Origin of the sequence: Haloarchaeobius sp. HME9146 (assembly GCF_025399835.1) — an archaeon.
In the GTDB taxonomy this organism is placed as follows: Archaea; Halobacteriota; Halobacteria; order Halobacteriales; family Natrialbaceae; genus Haloarchaeobius.
The window spans coordinates 114,667-141,110 of sequence record NZ_JAODVR010000002.1 but is presented as its reverse complement, the minus strand read 5'-3'; the positions used below and the strand labels follow the sequence as shown (position 1 = coordinate 141,110).

At 64.3% G+C, this 26,444-nt stretch carries 25 protein-coding genes; 17 read left to right on the top strand and 8 right to left on the bottom strand.

Going from position 1 to position 26,444, the window contains the following annotated elements:
- The first annotated feature begins 29 nt into the window (after nt 1-29).
- Genes N6C22_RS18610 through N6C22_RS18590 form a run of 5 tightly spaced genes read left to right on the top strand, consistent with a single transcriptional unit; the run spans nt 30 to nt 5,203 of the window.
- The gene (locus N6C22_RS18610) at nt 30-1,202 is read left to right on the top strand and encodes a mandelate racemase/muconate lactonizing enzyme family protein (RefSeq protein WP_261652697.1); all 1,173 of its coding nucleotides are present in this window, start codon (nt 30-32) and stop codon (nt 1,200-1,202) included.
- A gap of 50 nt (nt 1,203-1,252) precedes the next feature.
- Nucleotides 1,253-2,434 (top strand): VCBS repeat-containing protein, encoded by a 1,182-nt coding sequence (locus tag N6C22_RS18605; RefSeq protein WP_261652696.1) that lies wholly within the window; start codon nt 1,253-1,255, stop codon nt 2,432-2,434.
- A gap of 28 nt (nt 2,435-2,462) precedes the next feature.
- Complete coding sequence (locus N6C22_RS18600) at nt 2,463-3,314, top strand: SDR family NAD(P)-dependent oxidoreductase (RefSeq protein WP_261652695.1); 852 nt, start codon at nt 2,463-2,465, stop codon at nt 3,312-3,314.
- A gap of 60 nt (nt 3,315-3,374) precedes the next feature.
- Nucleotides 3,375-4,460, top strand: coding sequence for a Gfo/Idh/MocA family protein (locus tag N6C22_RS18595; protein ID WP_261652694.1), 1,086 nt, complete (start codon nt 3,375-3,377; stop codon nt 4,458-4,460).
- Complete coding sequence (locus N6C22_RS18590; protein WP_261652693.1) at nt 4,457-5,203, top strand: sugar phosphate isomerase/epimerase; 747 nt, start codon at nt 4,457-4,459, stop codon at nt 5,201-5,203. Before N6C22_RS18595 ends, N6C22_RS18590 begins: the two co-directional genes overlap by 4 nt.
- Before the next feature lie 7 nt (nt 5,204-5,210).
- Here the strand turns inward: N6C22_RS18590 and N6C22_RS18585 are convergent, their stop codons facing one another.
- The gene (locus tag N6C22_RS18585; RefSeq protein WP_261652692.1) at nt 5,211-5,591 is read right to left on the bottom strand and encodes a RidA family protein; all 381 of its coding nucleotides are present in this window, start codon (nt 5,589-5,591) and stop codon (nt 5,211-5,213) included.
- A 130-nt stretch (nt 5,592-5,721) separates the two neighbouring features.
- Between N6C22_RS18585 and N6C22_RS18580 the strand changes: the two genes are divergently transcribed.
- The 9 genes from N6C22_RS18580 to N6C22_RS18540 all read left to right on the top strand — a co-directional run bounded on the left by N6C22_RS18580 (nt 5,722) and on the right by N6C22_RS18540 (nt 14,810).
- Nucleotides 5,722-5,889, top strand: coding sequence for a YgzB family protein (locus N6C22_RS18580; protein WP_261652691.1), 168 nt, complete (start codon nt 5,722-5,724; stop codon nt 5,887-5,889).
- 51 nt (nt 5,890-5,940) lie between these two features.
- Nucleotides 5,941-7,695, top strand: coding sequence for a family 20 glycosylhydrolase (locus tag N6C22_RS18575; protein WP_261652690.1), 1,755 nt, complete (start codon nt 5,941-5,943; stop codon nt 7,693-7,695).
- A gap of 127 nt (nt 7,696-7,822) precedes the next feature.
- On the top strand, nt 7,823-8,794 hold the full coding sequence (locus tag N6C22_RS18570) for a hydroxyacid dehydrogenase (protein ID WP_261652689.1): 972 nt from the start codon (nt 7,823-7,825) through the stop codon (nt 8,792-8,794).
- Between the two features lie 63 nt (nt 8,795-8,857).
- Nucleotides 8,858-10,024, top strand: coding sequence for a Gfo/Idh/MocA family protein (locus tag N6C22_RS18565; protein ID WP_261652688.1), 1,167 nt, complete (start codon nt 8,858-8,860; stop codon nt 10,022-10,024).
- Between the two features lie 158 nt (nt 10,025-10,182).
- Nucleotides 10,183-10,950, top strand: a complete 768-nt coding sequence (locus N6C22_RS18560; protein WP_261652687.1) for an IclR family transcriptional regulator — start codon at nt 10,183-10,185, stop codon at nt 10,948-10,950.
- A 116-nt stretch (nt 10,951-11,066) separates the two neighbouring features.
- Nucleotides 11,067-11,810 (top strand): sugar phosphate isomerase/epimerase, encoded by a 744-nt coding sequence (locus N6C22_RS18555; RefSeq protein WP_261652686.1) that lies wholly within the window; start codon nt 11,067-11,069, stop codon nt 11,808-11,810.
- Nucleotides 11,811-11,954: 144 nt separating this feature from the next.
- Nucleotides 11,955-12,779 (top strand): fumarylacetoacetate hydrolase family protein, encoded by an 825-nt coding sequence (locus N6C22_RS18550; RefSeq protein WP_261652685.1) that lies wholly within the window; start codon nt 11,955-11,957, stop codon nt 12,777-12,779.
- Entirely contained in the window at nt 12,776-13,756 is a 981-nt protein-coding gene (locus N6C22_RS18545) for an LLM class flavin-dependent oxidoreductase (RefSeq protein WP_261652684.1), read from the top strand. Before N6C22_RS18550 ends, N6C22_RS18545 begins: the two co-directional genes overlap by 4 nt.
- A gap of 7 nt (nt 13,757-13,763) precedes the next feature.
- On the top strand, nt 13,764-14,810 hold the full coding sequence (locus N6C22_RS18540) for a Gfo/Idh/MocA family protein (RefSeq protein ID WP_261652683.1): 1,047 nt from the start codon (nt 13,764-13,766) through the stop codon (nt 14,808-14,810).
- A 610-nt stretch (nt 14,811-15,420) separates the two neighbouring features.
- Here the strand turns inward: N6C22_RS18540 and N6C22_RS18535 are convergent.
- From N6C22_RS18535 to N6C22_RS18525, 3 genes are all read right to left on the bottom strand, one after another.
- On the bottom strand, nt 15,421-17,352 hold the full coding sequence (locus N6C22_RS18535; protein WP_261652682.1) for an ABC transporter substrate-binding protein: 1,932 nt from the start codon (nt 17,350-17,352) through the stop codon (nt 15,421-15,423).
- 131 nt (nt 17,353-17,483) lie between these two features.
- On the bottom strand, nt 17,484-18,833 hold the full coding sequence (locus tag N6C22_RS18530; protein WP_261652681.1) for an ABC transporter ATP-binding protein: 1,350 nt from the start codon (nt 18,831-18,833) through the stop codon (nt 17,484-17,486).
- Nucleotides 18,830-19,966, bottom strand: a complete 1,137-nt coding sequence (locus N6C22_RS18525; RefSeq protein ID WP_261652680.1) for an ABC transporter ATP-binding protein — start codon at nt 19,964-19,966, stop codon at nt 18,830-18,832. The genes N6C22_RS18530 and N6C22_RS18525 overlap by 4 nt, the downstream gene beginning before the upstream one ends.
- Before the next feature lie 106 nt (nt 19,967-20,072).
- On the opposite strand from N6C22_RS18525, the gene N6C22_RS18520 reads away from it, so the two are divergent.
- Both N6C22_RS18520 and N6C22_RS18515 read left to right on the top strand, forming a co-directional pair.
- The gene (locus N6C22_RS18520) at nt 20,073-20,330 is read left to right on the top strand and encodes a hypothetical protein (protein WP_261652679.1); all 258 of its coding nucleotides are present in this window, start codon (nt 20,073-20,075) and stop codon (nt 20,328-20,330) included.
- Between the two features lie 66 nt (nt 20,331-20,396).
- Nucleotides 20,397-20,660 (top strand): hypothetical protein, encoded by a 264-nt coding sequence (locus N6C22_RS18515; protein WP_261652678.1) that lies wholly within the window; start codon nt 20,397-20,399, stop codon nt 20,658-20,660.
- A 45-nt stretch (nt 20,661-20,705) separates the two neighbouring features.
- Here N6C22_RS18515 and N6C22_RS18510 read toward each other — a convergent pair whose 3' ends face one another.
- The 3 genes from N6C22_RS18510 to N6C22_RS18500 form a co-directional block, all read right to left on the bottom strand.
- Nucleotides 20,706-21,356: a YIP1 family protein gene (locus N6C22_RS18510; protein WP_261652677.1), complete on the bottom strand. Its 651-nt coding sequence runs from the start codon at nt 21,354-21,356 to the stop codon at nt 20,706-20,708.
- A 65-nt stretch (nt 21,357-21,421) separates the two neighbouring features.
- Nucleotides 21,422-22,504 (bottom strand): ABC transporter permease, encoded by a 1,083-nt coding sequence (locus N6C22_RS21235; protein ID WP_261652676.1) that lies wholly within the window; start codon nt 22,502-22,504, stop codon nt 21,422-21,424.
- Nucleotides 22,491-23,453 carry an ABC transporter permease gene (locus N6C22_RS18500; protein ID WP_261652675.1) on the bottom strand — a complete coding sequence of 321 codons (963 nt, stop codon included), beginning with the start codon at nt 23,451-23,453 and terminating at the stop codon, nt 22,491-22,493. The genes N6C22_RS21235 and N6C22_RS18500 overlap by 14 nt, the downstream gene beginning before the upstream one ends.
- 261 nt (nt 23,454-23,714) lie before the next feature.
- On the opposite strand from N6C22_RS18500, the gene N6C22_RS18495 reads away from it, so the two are divergent.
- Complete coding sequence (locus N6C22_RS18495; protein ID WP_261652674.1) at nt 23,715-24,686, top strand: hypothetical protein; 972 nt, start codon at nt 23,715-23,717, stop codon at nt 24,684-24,686.
- 18 nt (nt 24,687-24,704) lie between these two features.
- Here the strand turns inward: N6C22_RS18495 and N6C22_RS18490 are convergent, their stop codons facing one another.
- Nucleotides 24,705-26,444: a CRTAC1 family protein gene (locus tag N6C22_RS18490; RefSeq protein ID WP_261652673.1), complete on the bottom strand. Its 1,740-nt coding sequence runs from the start codon at nt 26,442-26,444 to the stop codon at nt 24,705-24,707.

Genomic DNA, 26,444 nt, shown 5'->3' with positions numbered 1-26,444 from the left:
TTTATATTGGGTGTTATCCACGTTCAGGCATGGAAATCACGGGTATCGAGACCTACGTAGTCGACGTGCCGCTCGTCGACCTCGATGAGGGCGTCGACGGTATCGCTCCCTACACGACCAACCACGGCAACCTCTACTCGATGGAACGCGTCCTCGTCAGGGTTGACACGGACGAGGGAATCAGCGGCTGGGGTGAGGTCCGGGTGTTCCTCTCCCCCGAGGCGACCGTCTCGCTCATCAAGGAGGGCATCGCGCCGATGGTCCTCGGCATGTCGCCGTTCGAGATAGAGGCGTTCCGTCGACGACTGTTCATCGAGTACACGAACGTCGAGCTGTTCTTCGCCCCTATCGAGATCGCCTGCTGGGACATCGTCGGCAAAGCCACCGGCCGGCCCGTGTACGAGTTGCTCGGGGGCTGGACCGCGCCCGAGTCCGCCTCGCGTCGGCACCGCCAACACCAGGACGAGTACGACGAGACGAACAGCGTCGAGTGCGCCTACTGTCTCGGCATCCTCGACCCCGAAACCTCCGCCGAGCGCGCCGTCGAGGTCCGCGACGCGGGCTATTCCGTGTTGAAGACCAAGGCAGGCAGGGACTGGCGGACCGACGTGGACCGCATCGTCGCCATGCACGAGGCGGTCGACGGCGAGCTCGAGTTCCGGCTCGACCCCAACCAGGGCTGGACTTTGGACCAGGCGGTTCGTGTGTGTGCGATGCTCGAAGACGCTGGCGTCTACCTCCAGTACGTGGAGCAGCCGATTCGGGTCGACGGCCACGGGTCGCTCGCGAGCCTTCGGAACCGCACGCGCCAGCCCATCGGCGCGAACGAGGACACCTACATCCCGCGGAACATCGGCGCGCTCGCCCGCGAGGACGCGGTCGACGTGGCGATTCTGGACATGACGCCCGCCGGTGGTATCGCCGGCCTCCGCCAGCAGGCCGCGATTGCCGAGGACGCCGGGCTGTCGGTGACCCATCACTGTGCCTTCGACCTCGGCATCCGGACCGCCGCAGTCATGCACGCCGTGCTCGGGGTTCCGGGATTCACGCTCCCGCCGGACACGGTCTACTACGGCTGGGAAGGCGACGTGATTACCGAGCCACTCACCGTCGCCGACGGATGTATCGAACTCCCCGATGGGCCCGGGCTGGGCGTCGAGGTCGACATGGACGCCGTGGCGCAGTACGCCCTCGACGGCTGAATCTGACCCCCGGGAGGAAGCTATTTATCGGTGGTAGTGAAGAGTTTGGTATGGGTTCGCACCCGCTATTCGAGCATACGCTCATCGATACGACGGACTGTTTCTGGGGCTGGCCCCCGACGGAACCGGGCTACGTCTCCAGGGGCTGTGTCACGGTCGCTGACTACGACGGCGATGGGTATCCGGAGTACACTATCGGTGGGGTCCACCGTGAAGACGAACAGGGGTTCCTGTTCCAGTACGACCGGGACCCAGGGACAGGCGAGTGGTCTCGCCGGGAGCTATTCCCGGACTTCTGGCCGGACGTCGGTGCAGTAGCGCTCGACGTCGATGGCGACGGGAACCCGGAACTCGTCTGCAGCGACAACGAACACGGTATCCTTCGCTGGGTGGTTCTGGCTCCGGACCGCGACGACTACGGGACGAGTCACAAAGTAACCGAACCCGGCCCGCTCGGGTATCACGACATACTGGCAGCCGACCTTGATGGCGATGGGCGGGAGGAGATAATCGGGCGAGAGAAAGGACTGCGACTGCTGTACCACCACATCCCCGAGGAGGACCCGACCGGCCAGTGGCCAGTGACGGTCATCGACGACGAGGTGCCGGGCGACGGTACCCTCGTAGCCCACCTCTCGGACTCACCCGGGCTCGACGTGGTGACAGCCGTGGCCTGGTACGAGAACGTAGCTGGCGACGGAACGGAGTGGGAGCGACATCCCGTCCTTCCGCCGGACCTGGACTGGCACCCGGAGACTCGGATCACGATGGGCGACGTGGACGGCGACGGTGAAGCCGAACTCGTCGTCACCGAGAGCGAGGAGGACACGGGCGCACGGCTCGCCGTCTGCTCACGCCCCGAGAGCGACGACGACTACTGGGACGTGGAGGTGCTCTTCCCGGCCGAAGCCGACTACCGCGCGATGCACTCCCTCGCGCTCGCCGACTTCGACGGCGACGGAATCCTCGAGATATTCACCGCCGAGATGGAGAACAGGAAGACCGACGGCGTCGAGACACAACCGCGCTGGTACCTCCTCTCCTACGAGGACGGCGAGTGGGAGCGTGACGTCCTGCTCGACGAGAACCTCGGCACCCACTGTGCGACCGTCATCGATGCGAACGGCGACGGCCGGCCCGACATCATCGGGAAGACCTGGCGCGCGAACGAGGTCAACGGCGTCGACGGCCAGAACCACATCGACCTCCTGACCAACGTGGGAGGTCGCTGATGCGGGAGACCCCCGCATCCATCGAGTCATGAATTCGAACCCATTCACCCTCACCGACCGGACTGCTATCGTCACCGGTGCCTCCCGTGGCATCGGGAAAGCTATCGCGGAGACTTTCGCCGACGCGGGCGCGAACGTCGTGCTCTGCGCTCGCTCCAGCGAGACGGTGGAGTCGGTGGCAGCCGACATCGAAACGACATACGACACCCGTGCCGTCGGTGTCGCGTGCGACGTGACCGAGCCCGAGGAGGTCGAGGCGCTCGTCGCGACGACGGTCGATACCTTCGGGGGTATCGACGTGCTGGTGAACAACGCCGGCGGCGCGATTGCCGACGAAACGATTCTCAGACTCGACGAGGAGACGTGGGAGCAGAACCTCGACGTGAACCTCACCGGGCACTACCGCGTCGCGAAAGCCGCCCTTCCCGAGATGATAACCGGGGGCGGCGGCTCAATCGTCCACGTCGGGTCGGTCAACGGCATGACCGGTATCGGCCTCAGTGCCTACTCGGCGGCGAAGAGCGGTCTGCTCCAGCTTTCCCGCAACATCGCGACCCAATACGGCCATCGCGGCATCCGGTCCAACGTGCTGGCCCCGGGGACCATCGAGACCGAGCAACGACGCCGGGAGATGGAGGAGTCTGAGGAGCGGGCTGAGGAAGGCTCGGCACGACAGAAGTGGCTCGACCAGTACGCACTGCGCCGGTTCGGTCGCCCCGACGAGGTCGCGACCGCGGCCCTGTTCCTCGCGTCCGATGCCGCCGGATTCGTCACCGGCACGGAACTGGTCGTCGACGGTGGCCTGCTCTCCGGACTGGACCAGTCGCTGCTTCGGGACGTGTACGAGATAGACGATATCGACGGGACTGGCGACGAGTGAGACCGGGGTCGCACACCCACCCCCAACCGTTATTACTGTGGTACGTGTCCACAACCACGTATGCCAAACTTTAGCGTCGCCTTCGTCGGGACCGGCCCCGACCCAGAGAACCCAGACTGGGGGACTCACTCCGGGATGGCGTATCACCACGCGCGAGGGTACGAGGAACTCGAACAGTGCGAACTCGTCGCCTGTGCAGACCTCGTGACCGAACGAGGCCAGGAGTTCGCCGGCGAGTTCGACCTCCCCGACGCAGCCGTCTACGAGGACTACGGGGCGATGGTCGCGGAACACGAGCCCGACTTCGTCAGCGTCTGTACGCCGATTCCCACACACGCCGCAATCGTCACCGACCTCGCCGAAAGCGGGCACGTCGGAGCCATCCACTGCGAGAAGCCGATGGCCAACACGTGGGGCGACGCCCGCCGGATGACCGAGGTCTGCGACCGAGAAGGCGTCCAGCTCACGTTCAACCACCAGCGCCGGTTCGGCGACCCGTGGATGGAAGCCAAGCGCCTGCTGGACGACGGTGTCATCGGCGACCTGACCCGGGTCGAGATGGGCTGTTCGGAGCTGTTCGACTACGGGAGCCACCTCATCGACCTCTGTCACTACTACGTCGACGAGACCGACCCCGAGTGGATCCTCGGAGCCATCGACTACCGCGAGGAGAACATCAAGTACGGCGCGCACAACGAGAACCACGCGTTCGTCCAGTGGCGCTACGAGAACGGTGTCTACGGCGTCGCGAGCACGGGTGTCGGTGAGGAGATGCCGGCGGTCCACAACCAGTTGTTCGGCACCGAGGGCCGTATCGAGGTCCTCCCCGAGGGCTGGGGTGACGACGGCCCGACGCTTCGCGTTCGCCACAAGGATGGAACCGAGTGGGAAGAGCACTACATGGGGCTCGGGCCGCTGATTCCGCGGGCTATCGAGCACATCGTCGAGGCGTACGACGACGGGCGGCAACCGGCCCTCTCAGGCGAGCACGCGCTTCGCGCGACTGAGATAATCTTCGGCGCGTGGGAGTCCGCCCGGCAGCGCGGCCGCGTCGAGTTCCCGCTCGACATCGACGATAACCCACTGGAGGCGATGGTGGAGGACGGGGTACTAAATCCCGCCCCCGAGAACGTGGAGGTAGAATGAACATCGCAATCAACCAATACACGCTTCGTGAACTCGACGACCCCGTCGCGGAGACGACCGAGCGCGTCATCGACGCCGGCTACGACGGTATCCAGTACTCGGGAGCCCCCGACGACCTGGGCGTCGAGCTTGCCGAGCGACTGTCCGCGGCGGGAGTCGAGGCGGTCCCGCCCCACCTCAGCCTGGACCTGCTGGAATCGGACCTCGACCCCGTGGTCGAGCTGTGCGAACGCTTCGGTGTCGACAGCGTCGTCGTCCCGTGGGCTGGCCCGGAGCTGTTCGACTCTCGTGAGCGGGTCGAGACGTTCGCCGACAGGCTGGCTGCGGTCGACGACGCCCTCGGCGAGCACGGCCTCGGCCTCCAGTTCCACAACCACCACCAGGAGTTCCGGGCGGTCGAGGACGGCGCGCTCGGGCTGGAGATATTCGCCGAACGGACCGACGTGGACTTCGAACTCGACGTGGGCTGGGTCCTCGCGGGCGGTGAGGACCCCGTCGAGTGGCTCCAGCGGCTCGGTGACCGGTGCACGCAGGTCCACATGAAGGACGTCCGACTGGAGGAGTGGGGAGAGCTCCCACACCCCGGTCGGCCGGTCGAAATCGGAACCGGCGCGGTCGACATGCAGGCCTGTGCCGACGCGGCCGCCGACATCGGGGCCGAGTGGCTCGTCTACGAACACGACGTGCCGGAGGACCCGCTCGCGTCGCTGGCCCACGGCGTCGACTTCCTGAGAAACCTCTAGTCGACGCTCACTCGGCGAGCGTCGCGATCGCTTCTATCTCCACGTCGATGTCTATCGGGAGGTCGACGATCTGGACCGCGCTCCGCGCCGGATACGGGTCGCTCATGTACTCGCCGTACACCTCGTTGACTGCCTCGTAGTCGGCCATATCCCTGACGAAGACGGTCGCCTTGACGACGTCGTCGAGCGAACTCCCGCCAGCTTCGAGAATCGCGGCCACGTTCTCCAGCGTTCGCCGGGTCTGTTCGCGGATGTCGTCGCTGACTATCTCGCCCGTCTCGGGGTCGACCGGTCCCTGCCCGGAGACGTAGACGGTCTCCCCGTCGATGATTCCCTGTGAGTACGGCCCGATGGCTCCCGGTGCCTCGTCGGTACTTATCGGTTGCATGCTACCGGTTCAGACCTTGACGGGGGGCCGCATAATCCTTCCCCCCCTCGGCTTGCGTGCGGTCACGGGTGCGAACCAGCAGAGCCGACGCCAATATTAAAGAGCCCAGTCGGTCAAGGGGTGGTAACCGATGGCAGTCCCAACCAAGTCGTGCCAGGTCACCTGTCCGGACTGCGGACAGCCGTTCCTGGTCGAGACGGCACGCGAAACCGAGACGCTCCGAATCGAATGCTCACACTGCGAGGAGCGCATCACGCTCCCGAGCGTCGCCTTCCGGCCCGACGAACGCCGCACCTGAACCAGAAGCGCCCGAGACCACACGAGACCACACACCGGAGACTCCACTCACATGCACCTCGTCCCGCGACCACAACACGAACAGTACTCAGACGACCGAATCGACCTCGACGCACTCGATGGCATCACCACGAACGGCACCACGCCAGCCACTGCCAGCGTGGACCGTGTCCAGACCATCATCGACCGTGAAATCGACCAAACCCTCCCGACGGTCGACAGCGACGAGGCAACAGGCCCGAGCATCGCTCTGCGAACGGTCGATACCCTCGAGCCGCCAGCCGGACGGACTATCGACCACGAGGACGAGGCCTACCGGCTCTCGGTGACCGGCGATGGCATCGAGCTGGTCGCGACCACGGCAGCCGGTTTCCACTACGCCGCACAGACACTGGCTGGGCTCATCGAGGCTGCAGACTCCGGGGAGGCGTACACGGTTCCAACCTGTGAGGTCGTCGACTGGCCGGCGTTCGAATGGCGCGGCGTGATGGTCGACCCTGCCCGCAAGTTCATCCCGCTCTCCGACCTGTACGACCTGGTCGAATCGATGGCGCGCGCGAAGCTGAACGTCCTCCACCTGCACCTCATCGACAACGAGGGCTACGCGATGGAATCGAGTGCGTATCCCGAACTGAACCGGTCCCCCGATGGGACTGAGCGACCGAGTTACGGACAGGATGAGATGGCCGAGTTCGTCGAGCACGCCGCCGAGTGGGACATCACCGTCATCCCCGAACTCGACGCGCCCGGCCACGGCCTCCACCTGCTCACACAGATTCCAGACATCCGGTGTGACACGCCCGGCGAGACGACGGTGTTCAACCTGAAGCCCGCGTTCTGTCTGGGCAAGGACCGGTCGTACGAGGTGTGGGGAGACCTGCTCGACGAGGTCGTCTCGGTGTTCGACGCCGATATCGTCCACGTGGGGGCCGACGAGTGGAGTCACCACGGTATCGAGTGGGAGGACTGCATCGACTGTCGAGCCTACATGGAATCGGAGGGACTCGACGACGTCCAGGAACTGTTCTACGACTTCATCCACCGCGCCCACGGGATGGTCACCGACCGCGGCAAGCGGATGTCGATGTGGTCCGAACAGATCGATATCTCGGAACGGCCGACCCTCCCCTCGGACATCATGATGCACTTCTGGATCGTCTCGTACCCGCCGTGGGGACCCGATTTCGAGGGGAACAGTTTCGACCTGTTCGCGGAAGAGGGCTACGAGTTGCTGAACTCGTATCCGCCGGCGACGTACCTCAACACGCTCGACCCGGAGCGCCTGCTGGCCTGGACACCGACGACCAGCCCGGAGGTCAGCGAGGAGAACGTCTCCGGCGTCCCCGGTGGCGAACTGTGTATCTGGGGCGACGCCATCGACGACAACGACGAGATGCAGGCGTACCACGACCGGGTGATGCCGTCCGGCGTCGCCGTGTTCGCGGACCGCGTCTGGAACGCGACTCCCATCGACGACCGGGACGCGTTCTCGCGCGCGGTCACGAGACACCTCCTGGGCCCCGATATCCCCGCGAAATTCGACGTGTTCGCGGCTCTCGGCGGCGTTGTCTTGCCGACCATCTCGAACGACTACGCGAAGAAGGCGCACTTCCCCGGGTCGGCCCTGGGACGACCGGCCCCCGAGGCAATCGCGAACTACGAGGAGACCATCGAAACGCTCGAATCGGTCGGGGCCGACGCCAGGTTCCCCGCCGTGGTCGACGAGTACGTCGATGCACTGGAGTGGCTCATCGAGGTCGTCGAGCGCGACAGCCGCGGGCTGACCCAGCCGCCGGACAAGGTCTGAGGTGAGTGGTGGCGGGCCGGTGGCTTCGGCGCACGAATCACTTATCATCCTGCTCCGCGGAGGTTTCGTCGGAGAACCTCGAGCGATGGAGATACTGGTCATACCACCGAACACGCGCGGCTATCACATGTTCCCCGAACGGGTCCACGAACGACTCGCGGCCGTCGGGACGGTCACGTACAACGAGACCGGCGAACAGTTCACCGAGTCCGACCTGGCCGAGCGCCTCCCGGGCATCGACGTCTGTCTCACACACTGGGGGTCGCCCTCGTTCACCGAGTCGGCCCTCGAAGCGGCGGACGACCTCCAGCTGGTCGCCCACGTCGGCGGGAGCGTCGCAGGCATCGCGACCGACGCCCTCTACGACCACGGCGTGCGTGTCACGAGCGCGGTCAGGGTGATGGCCCCCTTCGTCGCCGAACACATCCTCACGCTCACACTGGACAGTCTGCGAGCCATCCGTGAGCACGACCAGAGCATCCGCGACGGCGGCTGGGACCGCCAGACCGACCGGGTCGACACACTGTTCGGGAAACAGGTCGGCTTCGTCGGCGTCGGCTCGGTCGGCCACGCCCTGCTCGACCTCCTCGAACCGTTCGGCGTCACGGTTCGCTGGTACGACCCCTACCTTCCCGACGGCGCGCTCGCGGAGTACGACTTCGCCGAGGAAGCCACGCTCGAGGAGGTGCTGGCGACGAGCGATGTCGTTTCTGTCCACGCCGCCAAGACCGAGGAGACCATCCACATGCTCGACGCGGAGCAGCTTGCCAGGATGCCCGACGGTTCCCTCCTGGTGAACGCCGCGCGTGGCGCGCTCGTCGACGAAGGGGCGCTGCTCGCGGAACTCGAATCCGGTCGGCTCTCGGCTGCACTGGACGTCTTCGAGCGCGAGCCGCTGGCCGAGGAGAGTCCATTGCGACAGGTGGCGGGTGCCGTCAGGACCCCACACATCGCCGGGTCACCGACGCGGCACCGCATGGCCGAGGCGATGGTTGCGGAGGTCGAGCGGTTCAGCCGGGGTGAACCACTCCAGCACAGTATCTCTCGCGCGAAGTTCCAGACGATGACGAAGAACTGGCTGTCGGCCGACGACGAGTGACCACCACCTCGGAGCGACCGGGGCACGCCAAGTATTAAGATGGCCCCAGTGGTCTTCGATTGCATGTCAGAACGCGAGCCAGGCCCAGCCATCGGGCTCATCGGCGCGGGCTCCCGCGGTGTCTTCCATCTCGAACAGCTCTACGAAATCGTCTCGCGGGACTACTTCGAGGTGTGGGACAAGCCCTGGCCGGCGGCGAAACCCGGGTTCCCGTTCGGGGTCTACCACGACTACGCCTCGGAGGTACCCGACTGGGCGACGGATATCTCGGGGCTCGGTGCGTCGGTGACCGCTGTCTGTGACCCCTCGACCGACTCGCGGGCGCGGGCCGTGGCCGTCTGCGAAGAACACGGTGACGACCCGGACACGTTCGAGACCATCGAGGCGTTCTATCGCGACGGCGAGTTCGACACCGTCATCGTCGCCTCGCCGAACCACACCCACACCAAGGCAGCCCTGCCGGGGCTCGAACGTGACCTCGACGTCTTCTGTGAGAAGCCCCTGGCCGCGACGCTCGCCGACCACGACCGGCTCATCGACGCGGCCGACCAGTCCGATGGGACGTTCTACGTCGGGTTCAACCTCCGCCACAGCCAGCAGTACGGGAAGCTCCGGTCGCTCATCCAGGCAGGTGCCATCGGACGCCTCGGGATGCTCTCGGCTCACGAGGTGCGCGTCCCGTTCCCCTGGGGCCACTACTACACCCAGGACGAGAGCGGTGGCACGCTGCTGGAGAAGGACTGCCACGATTTCGACCTGTTCAACTGGTACACCGGGAGCGACCCCGTCCGGGTCGTGGCTTTCGGCGGACAGCACGTCCTCGACCACGGAACGGACGTGAACGACCACGCGACGGTCATCGTCGAGTACGAGTCCGGCGTGAAGGCGACGCTCGAACTCTGCATGTACGCGCCCTACACCCAGCCCGGCGACAGGGTGTACGCCGCCCGCGGCACCGACGGGCTCGTCCGAAGCGGTCGCGATTCGAGTTCCTGGGAGGTGTTCGGCTGGGATGCACACGACACGTACTCGTTCACCAACACGGGAGGAGAGCACGGTGGCGCTGATATACGGATGTGGAAGGACGTGCTCCAGACGTTCGCAGACGGCGGCGACCCTGCTGCGACCGCCCGGGACGCGAAGAAGGCTGCCGCTGTCGCCATCGGCGCGGAACGCTCCATCGCGGAGGGTCGAATCGTCGAGATAGACGAGCGATACGACCTCCACTGACCGCGTTCCTGTCGTTTGCACAACAGCAAGAGTGGGTGACCAAGGGCCACACTGCAGCGCAGTCTGCTAATTTTCGCCGGTCGCTGTGTTTATCAGACCAGTTCCAGCACGTTTAGCAAGGGTGAACAGTTTTTATCCTCTCCCTCCGAAAGACGGCTATGGCAGCCCCCCCGGACAACACCATCAACTCGGTGCGGACGACCTTCGACATACTCGACTGTCTGCAACGACGCGGTGGTGCAGGTGTGACAGAAGTCGCAACAGACCTCGGCATCTCCAAAGGGACCGTCCACAATCACCTCTCCACGTTGCTCCACGAGGAGTACATCGTGAAGACCGAACACGACACCTACGAGATCGGCCTGCGCTTCCTCGACCTGGCACACGAGGCGAAAGGGCGCATCACCATCTACGACCTCGTGAAGAACGAAGTCGACAAGCTCGCGGAGGCCAGCGGCGAGATGGCGCTGTTCACCGTCGAGGAACACGGGCTCGGGGTGTGTGTCTACCGGGCGATGGGGGCCGACTCGGTCAAGACCTCGCTGTACGTCGGTCAGCGCGACGAGCTCCACCACACCGCGGTCGGGAAGGCGATCATGGCCAATCTTCCGGCGCATCGAATCGAGGAGATAATCGAGACCCGTGGGTTGACCGCACAGACGGCCGACACGATCACCGACAAGAGCCAGCTGCTGGAGGAACTCGAGACGGTGCGCGAGAAGGGCTTCGCGTTCAACCACGGCGAGACCATCAAGGGTCTCATCGGCGTGGGCGCACCCATCTTCGACCCGGACGGGACGGTCATCGGCGCAATCAGCATCATCGGACCGTCGAGCAGGATGGACGAGGACCGGTTCTACGGCGAGATTCCGGACATGATAACACGGAGTGTGAACATCATCCAGATCAACGCGACGTCGCTGTAGCCGGTCCGTCCATCCGGTCTATCCATTCTGCGGTCACGTCCGTCGGCCGGCGAGCCACCGAGTACTGTTCGAATAGACGATATAGCTTTGTATAAGCACGTGAAAGTCCAGACAATATGGTTAGTATAGGGATACAGTTGTACACGCTCGTCGGGCTCGACGAATCCCTCCTGGAGAAGACCAGACGGGTCGCCGAGACGGAGTTCGACGGCGTCGAATTCGCCGGAATCGAGGGCAGTGATCCGGACCGGCTGGCGGCGGACCTGGCCGAGGCGGGCCTCGAACCGCTGGGCGCGCACGTCGACATCGACGAGTTAGAGGCTGACTACGAGGCGGTCGTCGAAACCTACCGGACAATCGGTTGCACACATCTCGTCATCCCACGGTACGACCCAGCCGCGTTCGAGACCGTCGCCGGTGTCGAGGAAGCCGCCGAGCGAATCTCGGCACTCGCCCGCCGACTCGCTGGTGACGGCTTCCGACTGAGCTATCACAATCACCGCTTCGAGTTCGTCCCCCTGGGCGACGCCACCGCGTTCGACGTCTTCGTCGACCACCTCGACGACCTGGTCGGTCTCGAAATCGATACCGGGTCTGCCCAGCACGCAGGGCAGGACCCCGTCGAACTGCTGAACCGGTACAGCGACCGAATCGACCTCGTCCACCTCACCGACACCCGGTCCGATTCGGATAGCACCGTCCACGTCGAACTCGCTGCGGGCGAAGTGGACCTGGCGGCCTGTGTCCGGGCCGCGCGCGACACCGGCGTCGACGCGATCATCTACGAACACGGCAAGACGACCGACCCGGTCGGCTCGCTCCAGCACGGAAACCTCTCGCTTCCGCGCCTCGCACTGTAGAGAGGAGCACTCGGCGACAGAACAGCAGGCATCGGGAACGCACTCCTCGACCGACAGGTGCAGCGAATTCTGCCCGGACTTCGCACTCGACGGACAGCCGGAGGCCTGTACTGTTATTATCTCTCACGCCGTGCAGTGATACGCATGGACATCTGTCGGTACACACAGACTGACCAGTCGGTATCGCTCGGGCTCCTCGATGGCGAGACAGTGACGCCGCTGGACACGGACGCAACGACGCTCGAAGCCGCACTCGTGGACCACTCGTGGTCGGACCTGCAGGCTGCGACGACGGACGACGAACTCCTCCTGGACGACCTGACACTGCTCGCGCCGGTCGCCCGCCCGACGAACCTCGTCGGTATCGGGCTCAACTACGCCGGCCACGCTGAGGAGGGAGGGTTCCCGATTCCGGACGAACCACTCTTCTTCGCGAAATCTCCGTCCAGCATCGTCGGCCCGGGTGCGGACATCGTGAAGCATCCCGAGGTGACCGAGTTGCACTACGAGGGCGAGTTCGGGTTCGTCATCGGCAAGGAGACCAGTCGCGTGGACGAGGCGGACGCGCTCGACCACGTCTTCGGGTTCGTCGTCGGCAACGACGTGACCGCCCGCGACATGCAGATGGGCGACCTCGACGGGTCGAACCCCTGGTATCGCTCGAAGAGCATGGACACGTTCACGCCACTCGGCCCGTGGGTGACGCCGGTTGGCGAAGGTGTCGACCCCATGGGTGCCGCCATCGAGACCCGCCTGAACGACGAGGTCGTGCAGTCGTCGAACACGGACGACCACATCTTCCCCATCCCGGAGGCGCTCGCGTACATCTCCAGGCACGTCACGCTGTACCCGGGTGACGTGGTGCTGACCGGGACGCCGGCCGGTATCGGAGAGATGCACCCCGGTGACACGGTCTCGGTCTCCGTCGAGGGCATCGGGACCCTCTCGAACACGGTGGCCGAGCCATGAAGTTCGGGGTGTTCCTCAACCAGTACTACACCCCGGAGTCGGCGTTCGAGGTGGACGACCTGCTCGAACAGGCGGAGCTGATGGAGACTGTCGGGTTCGACTCGGTCGCTGTCGGTGAGCGCCACATCCACGAGGAGGGCTTCGTCGAACCGATTACGGCACTCGCGGCCATCGCGGCTCGAACCTCACGGCTCACGCTGACGACGACCGCGATGCTGCCGATACTGTACCACCCGATACACCTCGCCGAGCAACTGAGCATGCTCGACAGGCTCTCCGACGGCCGGGTGGTGTTCGGCGCGGCACTCGGGTACCGCGAGCGCGAACTGGAACCGTTCGGAGTCGAGCAGGAGGGCCGTGGGAAGCACTTCATCGAGTCCCTCGAACTCCTCAAGCGATTCCTGCGCGAACCCTCCGTGACCCACGACGGTCGCCACTACCAGTTCGAGGACGCCTTCGTCAGTCCACGACCACGGGACGAGATGCCGATGTGGATCGGTGGCCACGCCGACATCGCCATCAAGCGGGCCGCGTACCGGAGCGACGGCTGGATCGCCAGTGCCTCCTCGACCACGGCCGACCTCGCCGACCAGATCGGCGTCTACGAGGACGCTCTCGACGAGTTCGGGATGGACCGGGACGACAACGAGGTCGTGTTGATGCGCGACTGTTACGTGGCGGACTCCGTCGAGGAGGCCCGCGAGGCCATCGAGCCACATCTGCTCCAGCTCTACGAGTGGTACGCGCGCTGGGGCCAGACCTACCTCGACGAACACGAGGTCACGGTCGACTACGACGAACTCGCCGAGAAGTTCGTCCTCGGCTCTCCGGAAGATTGCATCGAACAGCTCCGGGTGTACGAGGAACTCGGCGTCGACCACGTCGTGTTGCGGGTCCAGTTCCCCGGCCAGTCACAGGAGTCGACGTGCCGCTGTCTCGAGCGCCTGGGTGACGCTGTCATCCCGGCGTTCCAGTGAGGCGACGATGAACGTCGGATACATCGGGCTCGACCACCACCACCGGGACCCGTACCTCGAAACGCTGGCCCAGCTCCCGGTCGACGTGACGGCGGCCTGTGAACCGAACCCTGCGGTCGACACGACCGACATCGAGAGGCTCGAAGAGACACCGGTCTACGAGTCGGTCGACGCACTGCTAGAGGCCGAATCCCTCGATGCGGTCTGGATCACGCTCTCGAACAGGGATACGCCCGCGGCGATTCAGCAAGCACTGGACCACGGCGTGAACGTCTACACCGAGAAGCCGGTCGCTCGAACCGCTGCAGAACTGGACCCGGTCATCGAGGCAGAGCGTGCCAGTGAGGCCATCGTCTGTGTCTCGTACCCGTGGCGGAACCATCCGTTCGCGACGGAGCTCACGCGACGGCGCGCGGACGGGTTCTTCGGTGCCCTCAGGTCCGTCGAGGCACGGTTCGTCGCGTCGGCACTCGCACATCGGGACACAGAACACTTCCTGTTCGACGCCGAGATGAGCCGCGGCGGCATCCTCCAGTGGCTCGGTATCCACTGGCTCGACCTGCTGCCGGCCGTGCTCGACAGTCGAATCGAGACGGTGACCGCCCGCACCGCGAGGCACACACCGTCCGTCGACGTCGAGGATAGTGCGACGCTCCAGTTCGAACTCGCCGGTGGCACCCTCTGTACCCTCACCACCGGCTACTATCTCGACGAGGGCTGTTACGACACGGACATCCGCATCCGCGGCTCGGCGGGAACCGCGCGATGGGACCCCATCGGTCACAAGTTCGGGTTCTCGGGGGAGACGACGCTGGAGTTGACCGACCTCCAGGGCCGGTGGGAAACCCCGGCGCGGTCCGTTCGATACGAGTACGCAGACACCCCCGGGTACGGCGGTGGCTGGGGGTACGCGTTCGCCGAACAGTTCCTCAGTGCCTGTGAGGAATCCGGCCCCGTTCCTGTGAGTCTCCAGGACGCCCAGCGTGTCTTGCGGGTACTCGATGCGGCGTACGAGTCGGCGGAGACAGGACGAACGGTTCGAGTGCTCGAGTAACCCACGCTGGTTTTGCCGTTCGTTCACCGCTCTCGAACCGAGAGTGCCTGTTTTCCCGGTGCTGGTCGAAATACGTTCACCTCTACTGAAGAGGGGCCCAAAACGGCGTTAGAAGGAGGTTTTCGGGCATTTCAGGTAGAACGTCGTCCATGACAGACGACACAGCTCGTGACGTTACAGCAATAGAGACGTAACGTTCTACCGACACACAGGAGGTTGTGGGCGCGAAAACCGGGAGACTGGAGGCTCTTCGAGACAGTGGTGGGTGATTCTAGAGAGCCATCGAACACCGTTCTGACTCGGACAGGCGTCCCCGAATCCGGCTGGTGTGGCCGGGCAACGACGCGGCGTTGTTCACCAGAACCAAACGCATGTTGGTTATCTGACTGCAAATTTTGGCTAGGCTGAACAGCACAGTCGGTTTTCGAAGGTGAGTCCCAGCGTTCGACACCCAACCCGGAGGACACAGGAAGCTAGAACGGGCAGGCTACCCGATGGTCTCTCCCACCGTGCAGGGAGGATATCCGCATCGCTGCAGGCGCGAGGTATCGAACCGAAAAACGCAGAAGCGGTCGTGGGGTGACAGCAGAGAAGAAAAGACGCCGAGCCCTTACTTTTCGACGCCGTACACCGTCGGCTTGCTGAAGTTGTAGGACATCCCGAGGTCGGCGTAGCCGTCGCCGTCGTAGTCCTCCATGACGAAGTTGGTGTCGTCGAATGCCCACGCTGCCTGGCTCGTCTTGAAGACGAGGGAGGGCACCGAGTAGTTCCAGTACCACGCCAGGTCGTGCGTCGCCTGTTTGGTCTCCTCGACGGAGGAGTCCGGCGAGGCGAGCGTGCGCTGGAGCGCGCGCAGGTCGAGCGTCTTGCCAGACCCGCTGACCTCTTCGGCACCGACGGTCGAGGGGACCGTCGGGTTGACGTCGCGGTTCGCCCAGCCGGGGCTCCCGTCGTCGTTCGTCAGCTTCAGCTCGCTTATCGAGTCAGCGTAGCTGTGGGTCGGGTGGTTGATGCTGCCCGCGTGGAAGTCGAAGATCATGTCCCAGACACCGGACTCCGGCGGCTGGTTGTACACTTCGTTGAGGTACTCCTGGGCCCCGATGACCTTCGCGTCGACGTCGAAGCCGGCGCGGCGCATCTGGCTGTTGATGGTACGACCCACGGTCGGCCGCCAGTCGTAGGTCCTGATGATGAACGAGAGCGTGTCGCCGCTTTCGTCCTCCCAGATACCGTCGCTGTTCTTCGAGTAGCCCGCCTTCTGGAGCTCGGCCGCGGCTTTCTCGGGCTGGCGCGTCGCGCCGTACTGGATGTAGTCGTCCGCGACGCTCGGGTCCGGAAGCCACTGGTCCAGCACGACCGGGGCCGCACCGGTCTGCGTGGTAACAGCCGCGCCGTTCGTGTTGTTCACGATAGCCTGCGAGTCGAGGTAGTACGCCATCGCGCGGCGCACCTCGACCTTGGCCAGGTGTTTGTTGTGCTGGTTGAGCATGTACACCTCACCACGCGGCTGTGGCTTCGTGACGTAGCTCACGTCGTCCGGATACTGGGTCTGCTGGGGGTTCGGCTCCTCGAAGGTGAGGTCGATCTGGTCGTTCTGGAACGCCAGCTGGAAGCCGGAGTCGTCCCCACGGAACAGGATCTCGATGTTCTCGATGTTCTGCTGGTCGGCGAACGGGTGGTCCTCGTACTTCGAGTAGACCACCCGGTCGTCTGCGACCTCGGAGACCTCGAACATCCCGTTCCCGACAGCGTCCTCGAAGCCAATCTCGTTGGCTTCGGTGGCCTGTTTGTTGATGTCGGCTGCCTCTTTCTCCGTCGAGGCGTCCTCCATCATCTCGCGGAACTTCTTGGCGTGTTTGCCCTGGAAGTGGATGTTGGGCCGCTGGTTGGTGTGGAAGAACGCGAACGGTGCAGTGCGCTCGTGGAGTTCACGGTGGATGGTCGTGTCGTCGACCTTCGTGACGCTCTTCCAGTCCGGGGTGTTGCCCAGGAGCTTGTCGTATTCGTGGAAGTACTTGTCGTACTCGTACATGTCGTCGATGGTCACCGAGTCACCGTCGTGCCACGTCCAGTCGTGCTCGGTGTCCAGCTTGATCTCCCAGGTGCTGAAGTCGTTGATGAGTCGCGATTCCGCGACCAGGAGCCCATCGTACTCGCCACCGGTGTACTGGTCCAGTTGCCCGGCCCCGTACCAGGTCTGGAGCGGCAGGAAGTATATCGAGTCCATGTTGCTCCGGCCGAAGAACGGCCAGAAGTTCATGTCCTGTGGTGCGGTACCCGTGATGAGGTTCATCGTCGGGTCGACGGCCGGGCCACGACCAGAACTCTCGGACCCACCTTCCTCGGTCCCACCGCTCGAGGTCTCGGTGCTTCCACCTTCGTCGTTCCCGTCCTCGCTGGTCTGTGTGTCCTCGGCCTGAGAACTGCAACCCGCGAGTCCCACTCCCGCAGCTGCGCCGATTGCCGCGAGATACTGTCGCCGGCGAAGCCCACGCCATCGCGGGTCGCCCTCTCCGCTATGAGGATGACTATCGTCAACCATGGTCAGAGAACCTATCCCATAGTAATAAACATATTGTAATAATTTGCGCATTATCGGTAGTCCCGGGAGGGGAGACCGCTCGCCTGTCACTGGGAAACAAAGAAAGAGAGAATGGGACGGGCCGACCGCGACTACTCGGACACGTCCTCGGTGTCGTACAGGTGGCACGCGACCGGGTGGTCCGACTGCAACTGGGGCTGCTTTCGCTCGCAGACGCTCTCGTACTTCGAGCGTAGTGTTTCCGCGGCGTGCTCCCAATCGCCGATGGCCACAGCCTCCAGTGCACCCTCGATTGCCTCCCGGTGCTCATCGTCCAGGTCGGCATCGACGAACAGCTCCCGGGCCGTGACCGCGAATTCCGACGCCAGTTCGGACCGCTCCGACTCCGATGGCACCGGCTTGTCCGCCTCCAGCGCTGCCCATACCCGTTCGACATCTACGTCCTCATCCTCGATGTCGAGGCGCAGGTCGATGATGTCGTTGTAGGTGTCCTGCTCGATATCCAGGTCGGCAGGCGGGATGATGACCGGACACCGGGTGTGGAAGTGGCAGCCACCCGGCGGGTCGTCCGGCGTCGGGATGTCGATGCTCCTGACCGGCGGGTCGTCCGTCGACATCTCCGCCGCCGACCGCGGGTCGAGCATCGGCGTCGACCAGATGAGAACCTGCGTGTAGGGGTGTTTCGGGTTCTGGATGAGTTCGTCGACGGTCCCGATCTCGACGAGCTTCCCGAGGTACATCACGCCGATTCGACCGTCTGCCTTCTCGGCGAGGTACCGCGCGTTGGCGAAGTCGTGCGAGACCACCAGATAGGAGGTGTCGAACAAGTCACGCAGGTCCAGCATCAGGTCCATCATCTGCACGCGCAGGGAGACGTCCAGTGCACTGACCGCCTCGTCCGCGAGGATGAGGTCCGGTTCCATCAGCAGTGACCGCGCGAGTGCGACCCGCTGTTGCTCCCCACCACTGAGCTGGTGAGGGAACCGGGTCGCGTAGTCGGTCGCCGGCGTGATTCCAACGCGTTCGAGGAGCTTGTGGACGACCTCCTCGCGCTGTGCCGACCCCAGGTCGGGTCGGTACTTCTTCATCGGCACGGCGAGGTTCGTCAACACAGTCCGATTCGGGTTGAGTGAGCTACCGGGGTCCTGGTGGATGATCTGGAGCGACCGCCTGATGCGCTCGAACGGGATGTTCACCGTGCCGGTCCCGTCCATCGCGTCGTGGACGTCCTGTCCCCGGTATCTGACGCTCCCACCGGTCGGACGCTGCAGGCCGATGGCGGTCTTCCCGAGCGTCGTCTTCCCACACCCACTCTCGCCGACGAGTACCACCACGTCGTTCTCGTAGATGGTGAGGTCGACCTCGTCGACCGCCTTGACCACCTTCTGCTCGCCGAAGAACGAGCTATTGTGGGCATTGAAGTGAACCTGGACGTCGTCGAGTTCCACCACGGGCTCGGTCGACGGCGACGTGCGGCTCATTGTCGCCCCCGCTGTAGCTGACCCTCGAGAAGGTGGAGGTCGATCTCGAGTTCGGATTCGAGCGTGTAGGGGACGGCCTCGGCCGCCTCGTCCGAGTAGAAACACGCCACCGAATGTCGCTCAGAGACGCTGAAGTGGTCCGGGTCCGACTCGACACAACGCTCGTCCGCGAGCGGGCACCGGGGGTGGTACGGGCACCCTTCGAGCCGCTTGACGGGGTCGGGACTCGACCCCTCGATGGGTTTCATCTGGTCGACCGGCGTGTCCAGACTGGGGACCGCCGACAGCAGTGCCCGTGTGTAGGGATGCGCCGCGTCGAGCAACACCTCGTCGCGCGTCCCGGCCTCGACGAAGTCGAACGCGTAGATGACCGCCAGCCTGTCCACCAGTCCCGCGACCAGCGGGAGGTCGTGGGTGATGAAGATGATGGTGAGGTCGTACTCGTCTCGCAGCGTCGCAAGCATGGTCTTGATTGACTGTTGCATCAACAGGTCGAGCGCAGCGGTCGGCTCGTCCATCACGAGCACGTCGGGTTCGAGCACGAGACTCAACGCGATGAGTGCGCGCTGTTTCATCCCACCCGATAGTTCGTGCGGGTACGCGTCGAGCACCCGATCGGGGTCGAGGTAGAGGTCCGCAATGAGGTTGCGCGCGTGGTCCATCTGGCTATCGAGGTCCATCCCGTGTTCGACGATAGTCTCCTCGAAGTGGCCGCCGATGGTCATCGTGGGGTTGAACGAACTCATCGCCCCCTGGAACACCATCGAGATCTCCTCCCAGCGGAACGACTTCAACTCGTTCTTCGAGAGGTCGAGCACGTCGATTGGGTCACGACCGTCGTCCGGGTAGTACCGGATGCTCCCGGTGGTCTCTCCCGGTTCCGGGACCGCGTCGAGCATCGCCGAGGCGAACATCGACTTCCCCGACCCGGACTCGCCGACGATGCCGAGAATCTCGTTCCGGTAGATGTCCATGTCCACGTCGTCCATCACCTTCGCAGCGCCGCGGTCCATCTCGAACCAGACGTCGAGGTTCCGGACCCGGAGTATCCGGTCCGGCGACTGCCGTTCGTCTGTTACCGTCGCCGACGTCCGCGTGAACCCCGTCCCTGGAGGCGTAGCTTTGTTACTCATATCAGTTGCGGCTGGTTACCACCTGTACAACTGAGTCATTCAAATAATTTTGGGAGGTATCGTACCGACCAGTACCTTCATATCGGCGGCCACAGACGTATCGGTCATGGCAACCATGAACAAGGGGAGGTCCCCCTCAGAACAGCTCATCGGCTGGCTTCGCAGTCTTCCGAACACGATAAAGAAATCGTTCAACCTGCTCATCGCGACCGCCGGTATCCTGCTGTTCGTGTTCGCCGGCACCGTTCTCGTGTACGCCGGGCACGACGTGTGGGCCGGTCTCCTGGCTATCTCCGGGCTCCTCACCTTCGCCATCGGCCTCTCCGGCTACCTCATCTACCGGCTGCTGAGCCGGTACTACTGATGTTCACCCGAGTGGCTGGCCCGAACCGGCGCAACGCTCTTTCGTCACCGGCGGTAACGAGTGTCTATGAGTAAACCGTCCTCGAAGGGGTTCATGTTCCACGTCTGCCGGTCGGCCGGTGGTATCCGACTCCTCATGACCCTCTCGGTGAGCGTGGCGGTGCTGATGCTGCTGTGGCTGCCGTTCATCAGTCCGGACACCGGGACCGGCGCTATCGTCCTGTTGAACCTCATCATCGCTATCGTGTTCGTCTCCTTCTTCGGCCTCCTGCTCCTTCTCTGTCGTCGCCAGCAACGCGACGTACCGGAAGAACCGAACCCCCTCGACTGAGCGGTCACACCACTGTCTTCGATTCCAGACAGCATCGACGCCTGCCTACAACACCGACAGGTACACCAGCAGTGCGATGAGCAGACTCGCGGGGATACCGGCCGCGACGACCGCGCCCTGGATGGTCAACGTGCTCACCTGCTCGGCGGCCCAGACCCAGAGGACCGCCGTCGCCACGGCGAAGACCAGACCGACCACGAAGAAGCCGAGGAACAGTGGGTCCGCCGATGCCCCTGCAGTGTACGCGAAGATAGCCTGGACCTGGTCCTGGATGGTCGCGTACGTCCCGGGGCCACACTCGAAGGACCCATCAGCACAGGGCTCGCTCGACCCGAGCGCGAGGTAGCGACCCAGGGACCAGCTCACACCGGTCCCGACGAGGGGAATCGACGCCCACCCGGTGACCCGAAGCAACGTCCCGTACCGGATGCGGGCCTTGACCACTTGCCCGATACCCGTGACGACGGCGGTCATCGCCATCCAGCCGATGAGCGGTGTGAAGGCGTACACGCCCACGAGAAGCAGCGAAACACCGCCGTATATCTGCCGAGCCTCTCCCATGGACAGGTAGACGACCAGCATATCGGCCGCGAACGCGATGCCCGCGAGGATGAGGATGGTGGTCTGTGCCGTCAGGGTTCGGTACTTCGCCCGCGTCTGGAAGAAACTACGTACGTCTGTGCTGGACATCGCCATGCTGATGTGAACAGTTACCGCGGACCATTAAATCGATTCCGGTGGGTCGAACGACTGCACCCCGACTAGTCGGCCTCGCCGTCGCCACCGACGCTGCGGGAGTGCCGGGCGCGGAGTCGCGGGTTGAATATCTTGTCGAGGCCCTGTGCGAGCATGACCAGCCCGAACGACAGCATCGCGAGCACGAGCATCGGCCAGAGGATGATGTAGAACGTGTCGAAGCTCGTGATGGCCCCCATCTCGTACGCGTCGTTCATCATCTTCCCCCAGTTCGGTGCCCCCTGTGGCAGGAAGCCGAGGAAGTACAGTCCGACAGCTTCGGTGATGACGCGCTTACCCGCCGCCGCCGCCGAGATGAGGATGTACGGCATGAGCTGCGGAATGACGTCCTTGAACAGGATGCCACCCGTCGAGACGCCCATCGTGCGGGAGGACTCGACGTAAGACTCGTTCCGGATGGTCAGCACCTGCGACCGGAGCGACCGGGCCAGCCCCGGCCAGTTGTCGATGGCGAGAATCATCCCGAGGACGAACGGGTCGCTCGGCTGGAACACCGCCGCGAGCAGCAAGACCAGCGGCAGGCCGGGGATGGTCATCATCACGTCGGTCGCGCCCATCAGGACGTCGTCGATCCGGCCACCCTTGTACCCCGCCGTCGTCCCGACGATGACCGCCACGCCGATGGAGACGACCCCGCCGGCGAGGACGAGTTCCGCCATCGCGGGGGCCGCGTTGACGATACGCATCAGGATCGGCTGCCCGACCTCGTTCGTGCCGAGCGGATACTGCCAGATACCGGTGTACGTCCAGCCGATGACCGGGATGGTGAACTGCTCGATACCGAAGATGTAGTGCCTGTACTCGGAGTCGAACGGCTTGATGAACGAGGGCGCGTAGTTCAGGTATGCTTCGTCGTACATCGGTTCCCAGATGGTCGCCATGAAGACGAAGAAGGCGACGATTGAAAGACCGAGTTTCGCGCGCCAGTCGTACCAGGCGATGCGAAGCGGGGCAACCAGGTTCGCCTCCACCTTCTGTTGGTAGACACTGACGGAGTTCCCGGCACCCTTGGCCTCGATGCCACCGACCAGTGCCTCGACGTTCGGCCGGTCGTCCTCCGCGTCCGTAGGCGTCTCAGTAAGCTTCACGTTCCTCACCTCCACCAGCCCGTGGGTCGATGAAGCCGTACGTGAAGTCCGCGATGAGTATCCCGATGATGGTCACCGCCGTGTAGAACACGAACGCACCCATCAACAGCGGGTAGTCCCGCTGGACCAGCGCGTTGAACGTGTACCAGCCCACCGCAGGATAGGTGAAGATACGCTCCATGATGATACCGCTGCTGAAGATGCCCGCGATACCTATCATGAGCGTCGTATAGAGGGGCAACACCGCGTTGCGGGCCAGGTACCGGCTCGCGATACGGCTCTCGCTCAGTCCACGCAGTCTCGCGACGCGGATGTAGTCGGACTCCATCACGCGAATCGAGTTCCCGCGCATGCCGAGTCCGCTGATGCCGAGGACGAACCCGGTGAACACCGGGAGCGCCGCCGACCAGGCCGCACCAGCGATGAACCCCGGATTGAACCCCGGCGTCACGTTCGGGTCGTTGATTATCGTCCCGATTATCGGGGCCCCCAGCGAGAACTCCGCCGGGTATCGCCCACCCTGTGGGAAGATGCCGAAGTTGTAGCCGAAGACCGCGAGCGCGAGGATACCGGCGACGTAGTAGGGAATCGAGTTCCCGACCATCGCGAAGATGGTGCCCCCCTTGTCGAAGCGACTCCCCTCCCGGTAGGCGAGGAGTGCACCCCAGAAGATGTTGAACGTGAACCCGAGGACGAGCCCCCAGATGCTGACGAACACCGACCACGGCATCGCAGCGAACAGCAGGTCGAAGACGGGCTCGTTGTACTGCAGGGAGGTCCCGAACTCCTGGTGGACGACGATGTTCGTGATGAACGTGACGAACGCTTCGGGAATCGACTGCCCGGGGTCGATAGAGATGAGCAGTTCGACCTCGCTCCGTATCTCCTCGATACTGCACGCACCGGCACCGAACCGTTCGAGACAGCGACGGTATCGCTGTCTAGTCATCGCCTGGATGGGCCCCCCAGGCAACATACGATACATCACGAAGGCGATCGTCGTCGCGGTGACGAACGTGAGGACACCCTGGCCAATCCGCTTGAGGTGGTACTGCATACCTGCTTGATTACTCAATTGCTGATACTCACCATAAACCTTGGCACTGTGTACCTCTGTCACGCCGGTTCGGTGCACCCGGCACGTTCGGGACCGGCCTCGGGCCGGTCGACCCAATACAGCTACGACCACCGGTGTCGTGGGTTCCACACGATGACGGCACGACGTTCCGACGGACCGACGGTGACGACCGACGGGAACCGCTTCCGCCTCGACGGCGAGTTGGTCGACCTCTGGGGCATCCGCACCGCGAGTGCGACGGCGACCGACGAGCAATGCCAGCACCTCATCGACCAGCTGGACGACTACACCGCCCACGGGGTGAACGCGGTGACGGTGTTCTACATGGGGTGTATGGGGGCGAACTACGACCCGTTCGCACCGGACGGCTCCAGCATCGACCCCGACCATCGTCGCCGGATGGAACGAATCGCAGAGGCGTGTGCGGCACGCGACATGGTCCTCGTCGTCGGTGTGTTCTACCAGTTCGCGCCGTTCGGGCTCCGGGACGCGAACGCCGTCCACGAAGCACTCGGGCAGGTCGCCCGCCACCTGGAACCGTATCGGAACGTCATCGTCAACGTCGCGAACGAGCACAGCTCCTACGGCTGGGACCAGCACGCAGACGCCTACGACTTCAGAGACCCCGACAACATCGTCGAGTGCTGTTCGGTCCTGAAAGAGACCGACCCGGACCGGCTCGTCGGCGGTGGCGGATTCCACCCGGAGACCACCGCGGTCATCGGTCGCGCCGATACAGTCGATGTCTGCCTGTTCGACACCGGTGAGGAGATCTACACCGACAACGACTCGGGTGCGATGCACGACCGACTCGTGCGAGCCGGTGTCCGGGACAAGCCACTCGTCAACGTGGAGTTGTTCGGCGGCTGGACGGAGCGATTCCCGCGGGGTGTGTTCCCTCCGGACGCGAGACTGGCATACGGGAGAGAAGTCCAGCGTGCGGCGGCCAGACCAGGGCTCTCGGTGTTCTTCCACAACAATCGGTGGTGCCAGCACCCCGAACTGCCGATGCGCTACGACCTCGCCGGACAGGGCACCGCGGGAGACCCCGGCATCCGCTGGTACTTCGAGCAGGTCCGGGCCGCACAGGAACGGACGGGATAATCCGAGAAGCGTCCGACGTCAGTCCTCGCCGTCACCGTTCAGCGAAACCAGTTCGAGTTCTCCATCGGGAGTCACGACGAGGCGCTGGTTGGCTTCCACGTCCTCGAACACGCGGACCGTCCCGTCCGGGAACTCGACGCGCACCTCGTCGACGGTGGTCGCCGAACCCAGCCCGAAGTGCAAGAGCCGCGTGTCCTGCGAGAGGAAGTCCGACTTCGCACTCACGAGGTCCCAGCTGGTGTCCCCGTCGACGGTCACCTCGACGACGGTCCCCAGCGCAACCTGCCCGTCACTCGGGACGGTGACCTGCAGCGCGTTGTTGCTCGTCCCACGGTTCTCGTAGAGCTTCGTCGGCCCCTTGCGGTCGGCGACCGCGATGTCCATGTCACCGTCCCGGTCGAAGTCGAGCACCGCCATTCCCCGGCCGCGCGACCGTTCGAACCCGAGCGTGGACGCGTTGACCATCTCGAACGACTCGCCCGTCCGTTCCCAGACGTGCGGGAGCGTCACCACCATCTGCAGGCTCTCCTTCGGCCAGTGCGCCCGGGTCGTGTGGATGAGGTCCTCGTCGCCATCGTCGTCGAGGTCGACGAACGAACTTGCCCAGCCCCATCTGGCGTACTCGACCCCGTATTCGACCTCGCGGCTCTCGAAGCTCCCGTTGCCGTCGTTGATGAGCAGGTTGTTGCCCTTCTGGCTCACGGCGGGCATCGACGAGAGGGTGAACACCTCCTCTCTGTACTGGATGTTGGTCACGAACACGTCAAGCAACCCGTCGCCGTCCACGTCTGCGACCTCGGAGGACATCCCGTGCCTGTTGGTATCCGGAATCCGGTGGCTCTCGAAGGTGCCGTCGCCCTGGTTCACGTAGAGCACGTCGTTGTTGAAGTCGTTCGCCGTGTGGATGTCGGGCAGCCCGTCGCCGGTGAAGTCGACGAAACTCGCGGCCATGGTCCAGTGGGTCAGGTCGAGGCCCGCGTCGGTGACGCGCTCGAACCCGTCGCCACAGGACCCGCGGAACAGGTAGTTCGGCGCGCCGTTGTCGTCTTCCACCGGCGATAGCTCGCGCACCGGTGCGCCGTCGTAGTGGAGGTTCGAACGCTCCGGGTTGCGGTCGCGCCAGTCCCCGTTCTGGTAGACGAAGACGTCGAGGCAGCCGTCGGCATCGAAATCAGCAGCGGACGCCCCGTACGGCACGGTGAAGTTGGCCGCCGCGAACCCGACCTGTTCCCTGACGAACGAACCGTCCCGGTTCGCGAGGAAGACCGGGTCCGCATCGACTCGGAGCAACAGCAGGTCGTCGTAGCCGTCGTTCTCCTGGTCGAAGAACAGGGCACCCTTGAGATAGCCGTCTATCTCCGGGAGCTGTCCTGACTCGGAGAACGTCCCGCCGTCGTTCCGGTAGAGGACGGGCGCGCCGCCGCCGAAGGCCAGGAGATCCGGGTACCCATTGCGGTCGTAGTCCGTGACGTAGAGGCTCGCGTTCCCGTTGGTCAGTTGGCCGCCCGGACTGTGCTGGTACGTGAGTCCCGCCTCTGGTGCGACATCGGTGAACTGCCCTTCGCCGAGCGTCTCGACCGGCGGACTGGCGTCGGTGGCCGCGCCCCCCAGCAGGACGAACCCGACCCCGATGGCTGCGACCAGGATTGCCACGCCGATGAGCGCGGTAGCCCCGACGCCTGCACGGGCGGCCCTGTCACGCCCGGGTTGGTCTCTGGTTCCGTTCTCACTGCCGGGTGGGTGTCTATCTCGTCTCAT

Coding starts and splice junctions, on each gene's coding strand:
- N6C22_RS18610 (WP_261652697.1), top strand. CDS start 30: ATGGAAATCACGGGTATCGAGACCTACGTAGTCGACGTGCCGCTCGTC.
- N6C22_RS18605 (WP_261652696.1), top strand. CDS start 1,253: ATGGGTTCGCACCCGCTATTCGAGCATACGCTCATCGATACGACGGAC.
- N6C22_RS18600 (WP_261652695.1), top strand. CDS start 2,463: ATGAATTCGAACCCATTCACCCTCACCGACCGGACTGCTATCGTCACC.
- N6C22_RS18595 (WP_261652694.1), top strand. CDS start 3,375: ATGCCAAACTTTAGCGTCGCCTTCGTCGGGACCGGCCCCGACCCAGAG.
- N6C22_RS18590 (WP_261652693.1), top strand. CDS start 4,457: ATGAACATCGCAATCAACCAATACACGCTTCGTGAACTCGACGACCCC.
- N6C22_RS18585 (WP_261652692.1), bottom strand. CDS start 5,591: ATGCAACCGATAAGTACCGACGAGGCACCGGGAGCCATCGGGCCGTAC.
- N6C22_RS18580 (WP_261652691.1), top strand. CDS start 5,722: ATGGCAGTCCCAACCAAGTCGTGCCAGGTCACCTGTCCGGACTGCGGA.
- N6C22_RS18575 (WP_261652690.1), top strand. CDS start 5,941: ATGCACCTCGTCCCGCGACCACAACACGAACAGTACTCAGACGACCGA.
- N6C22_RS18570 (WP_261652689.1), top strand. CDS start 7,823: ATGTTCCCCGAACGGGTCCACGAACGACTCGCGGCCGTCGGGACGGTC.
- N6C22_RS18565 (WP_261652688.1), top strand. CDS start 8,858: ATGTCAGAACGCGAGCCAGGCCCAGCCATCGGGCTCATCGGCGCGGGC.
- N6C22_RS18560 (WP_261652687.1), top strand. CDS start 10,183: ATGGCAGCCCCCCCGGACAACACCATCAACTCGGTGCGGACGACCTTC.
- N6C22_RS18555 (WP_261652686.1), top strand. CDS start 11,067: ATGGTTAGTATAGGGATACAGTTGTACACGCTCGTCGGGCTCGACGAA.
- N6C22_RS18550 (WP_261652685.1), top strand. CDS start 11,955: ATGGACATCTGTCGGTACACACAGACTGACCAGTCGGTATCGCTCGGG.
- N6C22_RS18545 (WP_261652684.1), top strand. CDS start 12,776: ATGAAGTTCGGGGTGTTCCTCAACCAGTACTACACCCCGGAGTCGGCG.
- N6C22_RS18540 (WP_261652683.1), top strand. CDS start 13,764: ATGAACGTCGGATACATCGGGCTCGACCACCACCACCGGGACCCGTAC.
- N6C22_RS18535 (WP_261652682.1), bottom strand. CDS start 17,352: ATGGTTGACGATAGTCATCCTCATAGCGGAGAGGGCGACCCGCGATGG.
- N6C22_RS18530 (WP_261652681.1), bottom strand. CDS start 18,833: ATGAGCCGCACGTCGCCGTCGACCGAGCCCGTGGTGGAACTCGACGAC.
- N6C22_RS18525 (WP_261652680.1), bottom strand. CDS start 19,966: ATGAGTAACAAAGCTACGCCTCCAGGGACGGGGTTCACGCGGACGTCG.
- N6C22_RS18520 (WP_261652679.1), top strand. CDS start 20,073: ATGGCAACCATGAACAAGGGGAGGTCCCCCTCAGAACAGCTCATCGGC.
- N6C22_RS18515 (WP_261652678.1), top strand. CDS start 20,397: ATGAGTAAACCGTCCTCGAAGGGGTTCATGTTCCACGTCTGCCGGTCG.
- N6C22_RS18510 (WP_261652677.1), bottom strand. CDS start 21,356: ATGGCGATGTCCAGCACAGACGTACGTAGTTTCTTCCAGACGCGGGCG.
- N6C22_RS18500 (WP_261652675.1), bottom strand. CDS start 23,453: ATGACTAGACAGCGATACCGTCGCTGTCTCGAACGGTTCGGTGCCGGT.
- N6C22_RS18495 (WP_261652674.1), top strand. CDS start 23,715: ATGACGGCACGACGTTCCGACGGACCGACGGTGACGACCGACGGGAAC.
- N6C22_RS18490 (WP_261652673.1), bottom strand. CDS start 26,444: ATGAGACGAGATAGACACCCACCCGGCAGTGAGAACGGAACCAGAGAC.